Origin of the sequence: Paraburkholderia yinzeri, assembly GCF_046581065.1 — a bacterium.
In the GTDB taxonomy this organism is placed as follows: Bacteria; Pseudomonadota; Gammaproteobacteria; order Burkholderiales; family Burkholderiaceae; genus Paraburkholderia.
Window position 1 is genome coordinate 1,349,549 of sequence record NZ_JBFOCJ010000001.1, and the last position, 12,811, is coordinate 1,362,359.

General features: G+C 65.4%; 9 protein-coding genes and 1 pseudogene. 9 read left to right on the forward strand and 1 reads right to left on the reverse strand.

Going from position 1 to position 12,811, the window contains the following annotated elements; genetic code table 11:
* Positions 1–54 precede the first annotated feature (54 nt).
* The 8 genes and pseudogenes from aspS (at position 55) to WJ542_RS06545 (ending at position 11,227) form a co-directional block, all read left to right on the forward strand.
* On the forward strand, positions 55–1,860 hold the full coding sequence (gene aspS / locus WJ542_RS06510) for an aspartate--tRNA ligase (RefSeq protein WP_411188494.1): 1,806 nt from the start codon (positions 55–57) through the stop codon (positions 1,858–1,860).
* A gap of 101 nt (positions 1,861–1,961) precedes the next feature.
* Positions 1,962–2,438, forward strand: a complete 477-nt coding sequence (gene nudB / locus WJ542_RS06515) for a dihydroneopterin triphosphate diphosphatase (RefSeq protein WP_411188495.1) — start codon at positions 1,962–1,964, stop codon at positions 2,436–2,438.
* 62 nt (positions 2,439–2,500) lie between these two features.
* Positions 2,501–3,817: pseudogene (locus WJ542_RS06520) on the forward strand (phospholipase D-like domain-containing protein); the annotation flags it as partial.
* A gap of 218 nt (positions 3,818–4,035) precedes the next feature.
* Positions 4,036–4,635 (forward strand): TetR/AcrR family transcriptional regulator, encoded by a 600-nt coding sequence (locus WJ542_RS06525; RefSeq protein ID WP_411188496.1) that lies wholly within the window; start codon positions 4,036–4,038, stop codon positions 4,633–4,635.
* Between the two features lie 67 nt (positions 4,636–4,702).
* On the forward strand, positions 4,703–6,490 hold the full coding sequence (locus WJ542_RS06530) for an acyl-CoA dehydrogenase C-terminal domain-containing protein (RefSeq protein WP_411188497.1): 1,788 nt from the start codon (positions 4,703–4,705) through the stop codon (positions 6,488–6,490).
* 147 nt (positions 6,491–6,637) lie between these two features.
* On the forward strand, positions 6,638–9,079 hold the full coding sequence (locus WJ542_RS06535) for a 3-hydroxyacyl-CoA dehydrogenase/enoyl-CoA hydratase family protein (RefSeq protein WP_411188498.1): 2,442 nt from the start codon (positions 6,638–6,640) through the stop codon (positions 9,077–9,079).
* Positions 9,080–9,141: 62 nt separating this feature from the next.
* On the forward strand, positions 9,142–10,341 hold the full coding sequence (locus WJ542_RS06540; protein WP_411188499.1) for an acetyl-CoA C-acyltransferase: 1,200 nt from the start codon (positions 9,142–9,144) through the stop codon (positions 10,339–10,341).
* Between the two features lie 115 nt (positions 10,342–10,456).
* Positions 10,457–11,227: an enoyl-CoA hydratase gene (locus WJ542_RS06545; RefSeq protein WP_411188500.1), complete on the forward strand. Its 771-nt coding sequence runs from the start codon at positions 10,457–10,459 to the stop codon at positions 11,225–11,227.
* Between the two features lie 45 nt (positions 11,228–11,272).
* On the opposite strand, the gene fdhD is transcribed toward WJ542_RS06545, so the two are convergent.
* Positions 11,273–12,097 (reverse strand): formate dehydrogenase accessory sulfurtransferase FdhD, encoded by an 825-nt coding sequence (fdhD, locus tag WJ542_RS06550; protein ID WP_411188501.1) that lies wholly within the window; start codon positions 12,095–12,097, stop codon positions 11,273–11,275.
* Positions 12,098–12,208: 111 nt separating this feature from the next.
* Here fdhD and WJ542_RS06555 point away from each other — a divergent pair, with 111 nt between their 5' ends.
* Positions 12,209–12,691: a nitrate reductase associated protein gene (locus WJ542_RS06555; protein ID WP_411188502.1), complete on the forward strand. Its 483-nt coding sequence runs from the start codon at positions 12,209–12,211 to the stop codon at positions 12,689–12,691.
* Positions 12,692–12,811 lie beyond the last annotated feature (120 nt).

Sequence of the window (12,811 nt, forward strand, 5' to 3'; positions counted from 1 at the left end):
GTATGCCGTGTGCGCCCCGCCCGTTCAATTCATGCATAACGAAAGACGAACATCATGTCGATGAGATCTGAATACTGCGGTCTGGTGACCGAACAGCTGCTGGGCCAAACTGTTTCGCTGTGCGGATGGGTGCATCGCCGCCGCGATCACGGCGGCGTCATCTTCATCGACCTGCGCGATCGCGAGGGCCTCGTTCAGGTGGTCTGCGACCCGGATCGCGCCGAGATGTTCAAGGTTGCCGAAGGCGTGCGCAACGAGTTCTGCGTGCAGATCAAAGGGGTGGTGCGCAACCGTCCGGAAGGCACGGTCAACGCGAACCTCACGAGCGGCAAGATCGAGGTGCTGTGCCACGAGTTGACCGTGCTCAACGCATCGGTCACGCCGCCGTTCCAGCTCGACGACGACAACCTCTCGGAAACCACGCGCCTCACGCACCGCGTGCTCGATCTGCGCCGTCCGCAGATGCAGCACAACCTGCGCCTGCGCTACCGCGTGACGATGGCCGTGCGCAAGTATCTCGACGCGCTCGGCTTTATCGACATCGAAACGCCGATGCTCACGAAGAGCACGCCGGAAGGCGCGCGCGACTACCTCGTGCCGTCGCGCGTGAACGCGGGCCAGTTCTTCGCGCTGCCGCAGTCGCCGCAGCTCTTCAAGCAGCTCCTGATGGTGGCGAACTTCGATCGCTACTACCAGATCGTCAAGTGCTTCCGCGACGAAGACCTGCGCGCCGACCGTCAGCCCGAATTCACGCAGATCGACTGCGAAACGTCGTTCCTCGGCGAGCAGGAAATCCGCGATCTGTTCGAGGACATGGCGCGTCACGTGTTCAAGGAAACGATCGGCGTCGAGCTCGACGCGAAGTTCCCGGTGATGCAGTACTCGGAAGCCATGAGCCGCTTCGGTTCGGACAAGCCGGACCTGCGCGTGAAGCTCGAATTCACCGAGCTGACCGACGCCATGAAGGACGTCGATTTCAAGGTGTTCAGCGCACCGGCCAACACGAAGGACGGCCGCGTCGCGGCGCTGCGCGTGCCGAAGGGCGGCGAGCTCTCGCGCGGCGACATCGACGGCTACACGGAATTCGTGCGCATCTACGGCGCCAAGGGTCTCGCGTGGATCAAGGTCAACGAGGCCGCGAAGGGCCGTGACGGTCTGCAAAGCCCGATCGTCAAGAACCTGCACGACGCGGCGATCGCGGCGATCCTCGAGCGCACCGGCGCGCAGGACGGCGACATCGTCTTCTTCGCGGCCGACCGCGCGAAGGTTGTGAACGACAGCCTGGGCGCGCTGCGCCTGAAGATCGGCCATTCGGAGTTCGGCAAGGCCAACGGTCTGGTCGAGAAGGGCTGGAAGCCGCTGTGGGTGATCGACTTCCCGATGTTCGAGTACGACGAGGAAGAAAACCGCTACGTGGCCGCGCACCACCCGTTCACGAGCCCGAAGGACGAGCACCTGGAATACCTCGAAACGGATCCGGGCCGCTGTCTTGCGAAGGCGTACGACATGGTGCTGAACGGCTGGGAAATCGGCGGCGGCTCGGTGCGTATCTATCAGGAAGACGTGCAGAGCAAGGTGTTCCGCGCGCTCAAGATCAATGCGGAAGAAGCGCGCGCGAAGTTCGGCTTCCTGCTGGATGCGCTCCAGTACGGCGCGCCGCCGCACGGTGGTATCGCATTCGGTCTGGACCGCATCGTCACGATGATGGCCGGCGCCGACTCGATCCGCGACGTGATCGCGTTCCCGAAGACGCAACGCGCCCAGTGTCTGCTCACGCAGGCGCCGAGCCCCGTCGACGAGCGGCAGTTGCGCGAGCTGCATATCCGTCTGCGTCAGCCCGAGCAGAAGGCCGCGCAGTAAGCGCGCCGCGCGACTCGACGCAATGCAGAAAAGGCGCATCGTGCGCCTTTTTTGCTTTTTGCGTTACATTTCCTCCAGCGGTCCACCCACGCTCCGTCACCATGCAGAAGCCGCCGAAGATTCCGGAATCCGTACTCGTCGTCATTCACACACCGCAGCTTGACGTGCTCATCATCGAGCGTGCCGACCGCCCGGGGTTCTGGCAGTCGGTGACGGGTTCGAAGGACCGTCCCGACGAACCTTTTGCCGAGACGGCCGTGCGTGAAGTGGCCGAGGAAACCGGCATCGTCGTGGGCTCGGCGGGCGTGAGCGCAGAGGCGCTGTTCGACTGGCGCCACGAGATCGAATACGAGATCTATTCCGTCTGGCGCCATCGCTACGCGCCCGGCATCACGCGCAACACCGAGCACTGGTTCAGCCTCCAGGTGCCGCCCGGCACGCCCATTACGCTCTCGCCGCGCGAGCATCTCGCGTATCTGTGGCTGCCGTACCAGGAAGCGGCCGCGCGGTGCTTCTCGTCGTCCAACCGCGAAGCGATCCTGCAATTGCCCGACCGTCTTCGCGGAGCGCGCGCGTGAGCGATATCGACCCACGCCGTGCCGTCCGTTTGCGCGACCTGCTGCTGGGGCAGCGCTACCGCTCGCGCTATCGTTTCACGAGCGGTAACGAGGTGCGGCTGCTGGCTTCGGGCGCGGCGCTTTTCGGCGCCATGATCGAGGGCATCGACGCCGCCACGAACGACGTCGCGCTCGAAACCTACATCTTCTGCGACGACAGCATCGGCCGCGCCCTGTCCGACGCGCTCGTACGCGCCGCCGCGCGCGGCGTGCGCGTGCGCGTGATCACCGACGGCATCGGCAGTCCGCATATCGCGCTCTTCGACGCGTGGCCCGCGGCCGGCGTCGAGCATCGCGTCTACAACGCGCGCATCTTCGGCCAGTTCGGCTTCTCGCGCACGCACCGCAAGCTTGCCGTGATCGACGACCGGTACGCTTATTGCGGCGGCATCAACGTCGTCGACGATCTTTGGCAGGACGGTCACGAACTGCCGTTCCCGCGCTGGGACTTCGGCGTCGGGTTGAGCGGTCCCGTGGTCGTGGACGTGCGCGAGGCCATTGAACTGCAGTGGCGCCGCATCCGGCTCGGCCACCGGCCGCCGTTGCCGCAGCCTTCGGCGGTGCCGCGCTTTCCCGGCGTGCCCGCGAGCGCGGGCTTCATGGCGCCGCATCCCACCGGCCATGGTGCTGGCCGCCCCACCGAGGCGCTCGACGAGATGTTGCGCGAGCTTGCGCCCGTCGTGCCCCCGGGCCGTGCCGCGGGCGTCATCGAGCGCCTGCGTGCGCGTTTGCGCGCGAGCGTGCCCGACCCGCGCAACGCCCGCGTGCCGTGCGTGGCGTTCGTCGCGCGCGACAACGTCGTCAACCGGCGGGCGATCGAGAAGGCCTATCTCGATGCCATTGGCGAAGCCCGCGAGGAGGTGCTGCTCGCCAATCCGTATTTCATGCCGGGACGGCGGCTGCGCCGCGCACTCGTCGAGGCGGCGGGGCGCGGTGTTTCGGTGCGGCTATTGATAGGACGAAAAGAGTTCAAGGTCCTCGACTACGGCGTGCCCTTCCTGTATCACGCGCTGCTCACGGCGGGCGTGCAGATTGCCGAGTACGAAAAGACCATGCTGCACGGCAAGGTGGCCGTCGTCGATTCGCGTTGGGGTACCGTGGGCTCCTCGAATCTCGACGCGCTGAGCCTCGTGCTCAACAACGAGGCGAACGTGCTGATGGTGCTGCATCCGCAGATCCAGCAACTGCGCGACGCGATCCTCGAGGCGTTCGGCGACGCCACGCAGATCGACCGCGCGCGTTACGAGGCGCGCCCGGTGTTCGAGCGGGCCATGAACTGGCTGGCCTATGCGGGCTACCGCGCGGTGATGAAGCTGCTCACGGTGGGCGGCTACGACTAGGCGCACCTGCCATATGAATTAACCAGGGAGCAATCGGGGAAAAGTCCGGAGGAAAGTTCGCTTGTGCGCACCTTCCGATGCCCCAGAATTAGAGAACCGGTTAGAAATCGGTTTCTAATAAATTCCTTGTCTCACGGACGGCTGTCGCCAACAATAGTACGGCCGTTCGATTTTTACTTCAGGCCCGAACGGGTCACATCGTTACGGTAAAAAAAGCTATGCGAAAAGGCGAACAGACACGAGCCGCGATTCTGGATGCAGCACTCGACCTGGCGGGCCGGGACGGACTGGAAGGCCTGACCATCGGCCTGCTGGCGGAGCGCATGCAGATGAGCAAGAGCGGGGTCTTCGCGCATTTCGGGTCGCGCGAGGATCTGCAGGCCGAGGTGGTGCGCGAGTATCACCGCCGATTCGAGGAAGAAGTCTTCTTTCCGAGCTTGCGCGAACCGCGTGGGTTGCCTCGTCTGCGTGCGATGCTGTCGCGGTGGTTCGAAAAGCGCATTCACGAAGTCACGACCGGCTGCATCTACATCAGCGGCGCGGTCGAGTACGACGATCGTGCCGACAGCCAGGTGCGCGAGCGTCTGGTCGAAAGCGTCACGATGTGGCGCGCCGCGCTGTTGCGGGCGATTTCGCAGGCGATCGAAGAAGGGCATCTGCGCCGCGATACCGATCCGCAGTTGATGTTGTTCGAACTCTATAGCGTAACGCTCGGTCTGCATCATGATGGCCGCTTCCTGCATCTGCCGGACGCCGTCGATTATGCGTGGGCCGCGCTCGAAAAACTGATTGTTTCGTATCAGAGCCAAAGCCAGTAGCGGCTGACGGCGGCGGTTGCGTCGCGGCGGCAACAAACTGGCAACGCTCAATCTTGGGAGAGTAGAGATGGGACAGTACACCGCGCCGCTGCGCGACATGCAGTTCGTGCTGCACGAGTTGCTGAACGTGGAAGGCGAAGTGAAGCAGATGCCGAAGCACGCCGACCTCGACGCCGACACGATCAACCAGGTGCTCGAGGAGGCCGGCAAGTTCTGCTCCGAGGTGCTGTTTCCGCTGAACCAGGTCGGCGACCGCGAAGGCTGCACGTATGCCGGCGACGGCGTCGTCACCACGCCGGCGGGTTTCAAGGAAGCGTACAAGCAGTATGTCGAAGCAGGCTGGCCGGCGCTCGGCTGCGATCCCGAGTACGGCGGGCAGGGCCTGCCCGCGTTCGTGAACAACGCGCTCTACGAAATGCTCAACTCGGCGAACCAGGCGTGGACCATGTATCCCGGTCTCTCGCACGGCGCCTATGAGTGTCTGCACGCGCACGGCACGCCCGAGCTGCAGCAGACCTATCTGCCGAAGCTCGTGGAAGGCACCTGGACCGGCACGATGTGCCTGACCGAGCCGCACTGCGGCACCGACCTGGGCATCCTGCGTACCAAAGCCGAGCCGAACGCCGACGGCTCGTATGCGATCACCGGCACGAAGATCTTCATTTCGAGCGGTGAGCACGACATGTCGGAGAACATCGTCCACCTCGTGCTTGCGCGTCTGCCGGACGCGCCCCCGGGCACCAAGGGCATCTCGCTCTTCGTCGTGCCGAAGCTCATTCCGACCGTCGCGGGCGAACCTGGCGAGCGCAATGGCATCAAATGCGGCTCGATCGAGCACAAGATGGGCATCCACGGCAATGCGACCTGCGTGATGAACCTCGACGGCGCGAAGGGCTGGCTCGTCGGCGAACCGAACAAGGGCTTGAACGCCATGTTCGTGATGATGAACGCGGCGCGCCTCGGCGTTGGCATGCAGGGTCTCGGCCTTACCGAAGTCGCGTACCAGAACTCGCTCGCCTACGCGAAGGACCGTCTGCAGATGCGCTCGCTGACCGGCCCGAAGGCGCCGGACAAGCCCGCCGATCCGATCATCGTGCACCCGGACGTGCGCCGCATGCTGCTCACGCAGAAGGCCTGGGCCGAAGGCGCCCGTGCGTTCACGTACTGGTCGGCGCTGCAGATCGACAAGGAGCTTTCGCACGCCGACGAAGCCGAGCGCAAGGAAGCGGCGGATCTCGTGGCGCTGCTCACGCCGATCATCAAGGCGTTCCTGACCGACAACGCGTTCGATAGCACGAACCTCGGCATGCAGGTGTTCGGCGGCCACGGCTTCATCTCCGAGTGGGGCATGGAGCAATACGTGCGCGACGCGCGCATCAACCAGATCTACGAAGGCACGAACACGATCCAGTCGCTCGACCTGCTGGGCCGCAAGGTGCTGGGCGACATGGGCGCCAAGCTCAAGAAGTTCGGCAAGCTCGTGACCGAATTCGTCGAAGCCGAAGGCATCAAGCCGGAGATGCAGGAGTTCGTGAACCCGCTCGCCGATATCGGCGACAAGGTGCAGAAGCTCACGATGGAAATCGGCATGAAGGCCATGCAGAACCCCGACGAAGTGGGCGCGGCCGCGGTGCCGTACCTGCGCACTGCGGGCCACCTCGTGTTCGCGTACTTCTGGGCGCGCATGGCGCGCATTGCGCTCGACAAGGAAGCTTCGGGCGATCCGTTCTACAAGTCGAAGCTGGCTACCGCGCGCTTCTACTTCGCGAAGCTGCTGCCGGAAACGGCGACCTCGATCCGCCAGGCTCGCGCGGGCTCGAAGACGCTGATGGAAGTGGACGAAGCGCTGTTCTAAAAGCCTACGGGGCGCCTGCGCGGTACGCGCGGCGCTCCGCTTCTCCGATGTCCGAACGCGGCGCCGCACCGACGTGCTGCTGGCGCCGCCCTCACCCCCATTTACGCAATATCGCGCTCAACATTGCATATCCGCTGGAGGAACAACGTGAGCAATCTCAATATTCGCAAGGTGGCCGTGCTCGGCGCCGGCGTGATGGGCGCGCAGATCGCCGCGCACCTGATCAACGCCCGCGTGCCCGTGCTCCTCTTTGATCTGCCTGCGAAAGAAGGCCCGAAGAACGCCATCGCGCTCAAGGCGATCGAGAACCTGAAGAAGCTCTCGCCCGCGCCGTTCGGCGTGAAGGACGACGCGCAGTACATCACGCCCGCGAACTACGAAGACGACATCGCGAAGCTCGCCGAGTGCGACGTCGTGATCGAGGCAATCGCCGAGCGCATGGACTGGAAGCACGACCTGTACAAGAAGGTTGCGCCGCACCTCGGTCCAAACGCGATCTTCGCGAGCAACACTTCGGGCCTGTCGATCACGGCGCTCTCCGACGGTTTCGACGAGGCGCTCAAGGCACGCTTTTGCGGCGTGCACTTCTTCAATCCTCCGCGCTACATGCATCTGGTCGAGCTGATTCCGACCGCGCACACGAAGCCGGAAATCCTCGACCAGCTCGAAACCTTCCTCACGAGCGTGGTAGGCAAGGGCGTCGTGCGCGCGAAGGACACGCCGAACTTCATTGCGAACCGCGTCGGCATCTTCTCGATCCTCGCGGTGATTGCCGAGGCGAAGAAGTTCGGTCTGCGCTTCGACGAAGTGGATGACCTGACGGGCAGCCGCCTTGGCCGCGCGAAGTCGGCGACATTCCGCACGGCGGATGTCGTGGGCCTCGACACGATGGCCCACGTCATCAAGACGATGCAGGACAACCTGAAGGACGATCCGTTCTTCCCGGTCTACGAGACGCCGGCCGTGCTGGCCGCGCTCGTCGCCAAGGGCGCGCTCGGTCAAAAGACCGGCGGCGGCTTCTATCGCAAGGAAGGCAAGGCGATCAAGGTGCTCGACGCCGAGAAGGGCGAGTACGTCGACGCGGGCGGCAAGGCCGACGAAATCGTCGGCCGCATCCTCAAGCGTCCGCCCGCCGAACGCCTGAAGCTGCTGCGCGAGACCCAGCATCCGCAAGCCCAGTTCCTCTGGTCGATCTTCCGCGACGTGTTCCATTACATCGGCGTGCATCTGCAGTCGATCGCTGACAACGCGCGCGACGTCGACCTCGCGATCCGCTGGGGCTTCGGCTGGAACGAAGGTCCGTTCGAAGGCTGGCAAGCCGCCGGCTGGAAGCAGGTGGCCGAGTGGGTCAAGGAAGACATCGACGCCGGCAAGACGCTCTCGAACGCGCCGCTGCCCGCATGGGTGTTCGAAGGTGCGGTGGCGGCAAACGGTGGCGTGCATGGCGCCGAAGGCTCGTGGTCGCCGGCTGCGCAACGCTTCGTGCCGCGCTCGAACCTGCCGGTGTACGAGCGCCAGGTGTTCCGCGCGGCGCTGTTCGGCGAATCGAACGCGCGCGATCCGAAGACCTGGGGCAAGACGCTGTTCGAGAATGAGCATCTGCGCGCGTGGGTGGACGACCGCGCGGGCGAGGACGACGTCGTCATCGTCTCGTACAAGAGCAAGATGAACACGATGGGCCCGGGCGTGCTCGACAGCCTCGTGAAGGCCATCGAGATCGCCGAGGAAGGCTACAAGGGCGTCGTGATCTGGCAACCGACGTCGCTGAAGCTCGGCGCGCCGGGCGGCCCGTTCTCGGCCGGTGCGAACCTCGAAGAAGCCATGCCCGCCTTCATGATGGGCGGCGCCAAGGGCATCGAGCCGTTCGTGAAGAAGTTCCAGGACAGCATGATGCGCGTTAAGTACGCGAACGTGCCGGTCGTGGCGGCCGTGTCGGGCATCGCGCTCGGCGGCGGTTGCGAGCTGATGCTGCATAGCGCGAAGCGCGTCGTGCACATCGAGAGCTATGTCGGTCTTGTCGAAGTGGGCGTGGGCCTCGTGCCCGCAGGCGGCGGCCTGAAGGAAGCCGCGTTGCGCGCCGCCGATGCGGCCGCTGCCGTGGGCGCCGCACCGAGCGATCTGCTGCGCTTCCTGCAGAAGTCGTTCGAGAACGCCGCGATGGCCAAGGTGTCGACGTCGGGCCTCGACGCACGCGAGATGGGCTACGTGAAGCCGACCGACAAGATCGTCTTCAACGTGTTCGAACTGCTCGACACCGCGAAGAAGGAAGCGCGTGCCCTGAGCGCGTCGGGCTACCGCGCGCCGCTGCGCCCGAAGCAGATTCCCGTGGCGGGCCGCTCGGCCATCGCGACGATCAAGGCATCGCTCGTCGGCATGCGCGACGGCCGCTTCATCAGCGACCACGACTTCCTGATCGCGAGCCGCATCGCCGAAGCGGTCTGCGGCGGCGACGTGGAGGCGGGCAGCCTCGTCGACGAAGAATGGCTGCTCGCGCTCGAGCGCCGCGCTTTCGTCGACCTGCTCGGCACGCAGAAGACGCAGGAACGCATCATGGGCATGTTGCAGACCGGCAAGCCGGTGCGTAACTAAGCGGCACCGCTTCAGGCACAAACCAGGCACAAACGGTACGCACAACAGGACTGGAGTATCAGATGAGCAAACAGTTGCAGGACGCCTACATCGTCGCCGCGAGCCGCACGCCCATCGGCAAGGCGCCGCGCGGCGCGTTCAAGAACACCCGCCCGGACGAGCTGCTCGTCCACGCCATCAAGTCGGCGGTGGCGCAGGTGCCGGGTCTCGACACCCGTGTGATCGAAGACGCCATCATCGGCTGCGCGATTCCCGAAGCGGAGCAGGGCCTGAACGTGGCACGCATCGGCGCGTTGCTCGCGGGCCTGCCGAACACGGTGGGCGGCGTGACCGTCAACCGCTTCTGCGCCTCGGGCCTCACCGCGCTTGCGATGGCGGCGGACCGCATCCGCGTCGGCGAATCCGACGCGATGATCGCGGGCGGCTGCGAGTCGATGAGCATGGTGCCGATGATGGGCAACAAGCCCTCGATGTCGCCGCATATCTTCGACTCGAACGAGAACATCGGCATTGCCTACGGCATGGGTCTCACGGCCGAGAAGGTCGCGGAACGCTGGAAGGTGAGCCGCGAGGCGCAGGACGCGTTCGCCGTGGAATCGCACCGCCGCGCGCTCGCCGCGCAGCAGGCCGGCGAGTTCAACGACGAGATCGCGCCGTACACGATCGTCGAACGCTTCCCGGACCTCGCCTCGGGCGAAGTGAAGGTGAAGGAGCGCCTGATGGCGCTCGACGAAGGTCCGCGTGCGGACACCTCGCTCGAAGGCCTCGGCAAGCTGCGCCCCGTATTCGCGAACAAGGGTTCGGTGACGGCGGGCAACAGCTCGCAGACCTCGGACGGCGCAGGTGCGCTGATCGTTGTTTCCGAGAAGATGCTCAAGCAGTTCAACCTCACGCCGCTCGCGCGCTTCGTGAGCTTCGCGGTGCGCGGCGTGCCGCCGGAGATCATGGGCATCGGCCCAAAGGAAGCGATTCCGGCCGCGCTGAAGGCCGCGGGCCTGAAGCAGGACGACCTCGACTGGATCGAGCTGAACGAGGCATTTGCCGCGCAGTCGCTGGCGGTGATTCAGGATCTCGGCCTCGATCCTTCGAAGATCAACCCGCTGGGCGGTGCGATCGCGTTGGGCCACCCGCTTGGCGCGACGGGTGCGATCCGCGCTTCGACGGTCGTGCACGGTTTGCGCCGCCGCAACCTGAAATACGGCATGGTGACGATGTGCGTCGGCACCGGCATGGGTGCCGCGGGCATCATCGAGCGGCTGTAAGCAGTCCGGGCGCCCCGATGACAGGCGCATCAACGACACGGTTCGCAGGCCTCGCGGTCTGCGGGCCGTTTTTCGTATCGACGAAAGGTTAGTCGGACAGATTGGAGACAAGACAATGAGCAACGAAATCCTGATCGCCCGCGACAACGGCGTGCTGACGATCACCATCAACCGGCCCGAGCGCAAGAACGCGCTCACGCCGCCGATGTACCAGGCCATGTTCGACGCGCTCAAGGACGCGCACGCCGACACCGCCGTGCGCGCGGTGCTGCTCCGCGGACATGCAGAGGTCTTCACCGCCGGCAACGACATCGAAGACTTCCTGAAGACGCCGCCCACCGGCGGCGAATCGCCCGTCATGCGCTTCCTCGACGCCATTTCGAGCGCGACGAAGCCGCTCGTCGCGGCCGTGGCCGGTCCCGCGATCGGCGTGGGCACGACGCTCCTGCTGCATTGCGACATGGTCTATGCCGCCGATAACGCGCGCTTCGCCGTGCCGTTCGCGCAGCTCGGGCTGTGCCCTGAAGCGGCTTCGTCGCTGCTCCTGCCGCGCATTGCCGGCTACCAGGCCGCGGCGGAGAAGCTGCTGCTCGGCGAGGCCTTCGACGCCGCGGAGGCCCACCGCATGGGCATCGTGAACCGCGTGCTGCCGGCCGCCGAGCTCGACGCGTTCGTGGCGGGGCAGATGGCGAAGCTCGCGGCGCTGCCGGCCGCGTCGCTGCGTGTGACGAAGGCGCTCATGAAACAGACGAGCGAGCACGAGATCAAGACGCGTATGAGCGAGGAGGGCGTGCACTTCGGCAAGATGCTGCTCGCGCCCGAGGCGCGCGAGGCGTTCACGGCGTTCCTGCAGAAGCGCAAGCCCGATTTCCGCCAGTTCGACTGACATGCGAGGCCTCGCCGGGCCTGTTTCGGCGGGGCCGTTGCCTTCTCAGGCCGTTTCGTAGTCCACGTAACCCGACTCGCGGCAGAAGCTCACGAGCCGCAGTCCGGCGCGCTTCGCAATGGCAATCGCGAGCGAGGACGGCGCGGAGATCGTCGCGACCATCGGAATCCCCACGCGCGCCGCCTTGCGCACGAGCTCGTAGCTCGCGCGACTCGACAGGAACACGAAGCCCTGCTGCGTATCGGCGCGCTCGAGCACAAGCTGGCCGATCAGCTTGTCTAGCGCGTTGTGGCGGCCGACGTCCTCGAACGCATGGAGGATAGCCCCCTCGGCATCGCACCACGCGGCCGCGTGCAGGCCGCCGGTGAGCTTCGTGAGCGCCTGATGCTGCGGCAGCTCGCGCGCGGCGCGCGCAATCGCTTCGGGAGCGAGGCGGCTCATGAAACCCGTATCCGGAACTTGTTCGGGCTCGAGGTCGAGCAGGTCGATGCTCTCGATCCCGCACACGCCACAGCCGGTGCGCCCGGCGAGCGCGCGGCGCTTCTCCTTGAGGCCGGCGAACGCCTGCTGGACGACTGTGAGATGGACTTCGGCGTGGGGCAGGTCCGAGTCCTCGCGCAGGTAGACCTCGATGTCCTGAATGTCGGCGTTGCGGCCGACGATCCCTTCCGAAATCGCAAAACCCACCGCAAACGCTTCCAGATCGCACGGCGTGCACATCATCACCGCGTGCGAGATGCCGTTGAACACGAGCGCGACGGGCCATTCCTGGCCGACGCGGTCCACGGTCGTTTCGACCGTGCCGCCGCGGTGCCGGTGTACGCGCAGTTCGACGGCGCCGGGCTGGCCTTCGGTTTCCAGTGGGTTCAAGAGTGATGCTCCATGCAGCCTTGTGCGGCGCGGCTCGCGCGCCGCGCGGAAGGTTCTAAAATACCTCAGGCGGGCGTCTCCCGCTCGCGCCCGCCAAGCGAGGATACTGCCATGTCTTTGAACGAAGCTCCGCTCCTCTTCGGGTTCGAGGTCGAATCGTCGGAAAACCTCACCTTCATTCCCATGTGCGTGCGCTTCAATCTGGATCGTTTCGGGCTGCGCATCTCGCTCTCCCAATGGCAACTGCTGCCGTGGGAAGACCGGCGCCTTCTCGCGCGCTTTCCGGTGGACGAGGACGTCGAAATCGAGCCGAACTTCGACCACGCGCTCTTCGAGATGCTGCGCACGCATGCCAATGTCGAGCCCGAATGGTTCGAGCCCGACGCGGCGCCGGCCTGGCGCGACGCGAGTGCGATACCGGACGGCATAGGGCACCAGGCAGCGCTGGCGGGTCTCGCGGTGCCGGACCTCGACGCCTGGTCGCGGCTTGCGCCGTTCCAGCGGTACGTGCTCGCCAAGCTCGCGCGCAAGCCCGAGAGCAACCACGACTTCGTGCCGGCCATGCATGAGTTCGGACTGGCGGCGCCGCTTTAGGCGCTTCCCGCCTTGGGTTCTTCCCCTTGGGTTCTCCTCTAATCGTCGGTTTTTTCCCCTTTTTTCCTCAAGCCTTGCCGATGTGTGCCGTTATCCGGTTTGGCGCAGCAGACGCCAGCC

Excerpts from the sequence above, each read along its gene's own strand:
- WJ542_RS06530 (WP_411188497.1), top strand. The coding sequence starts at position 4,703 with ATGGGACAGTACACCGCGCCGCTGCGCGACATGCAGTTCGTGCTGCAC.
- WJ542_RS06555 (WP_411188502.1), top strand. The coding sequence starts at position 12,209 with ATGTCTTTGAACGAAGCTCCGCTCCTCTTCGGGTTCGAGGTCGAATCG.
- nudB (WP_411188495.1), top strand. The coding sequence starts at position 1,962 with ATGCAGAAGCCGCCGAAGATTCCGGAATCCGTACTCGTCGTCATTCAC.
- WJ542_RS06525 (WP_411188496.1), top strand. The coding sequence starts at position 4,036 with ATGCGAAAAGGCGAACAGACACGAGCCGCGATTCTGGATGCAGCACTC.
- aspS (WP_411188494.1), top strand. The coding sequence starts at position 55 with ATGTCGATGAGATCTGAATACTGCGGTCTGGTGACCGAACAGCTGCTG.
- WJ542_RS06545 (WP_411188500.1), top strand. The coding sequence starts at position 10,457 with ATGAGCAACGAAATCCTGATCGCCCGCGACAACGGCGTGCTGACGATC.
- WJ542_RS06540 (WP_411188499.1), top strand. The coding sequence starts at position 9,142 with ATGAGCAAACAGTTGCAGGACGCCTACATCGTCGCCGCGAGCCGCACG.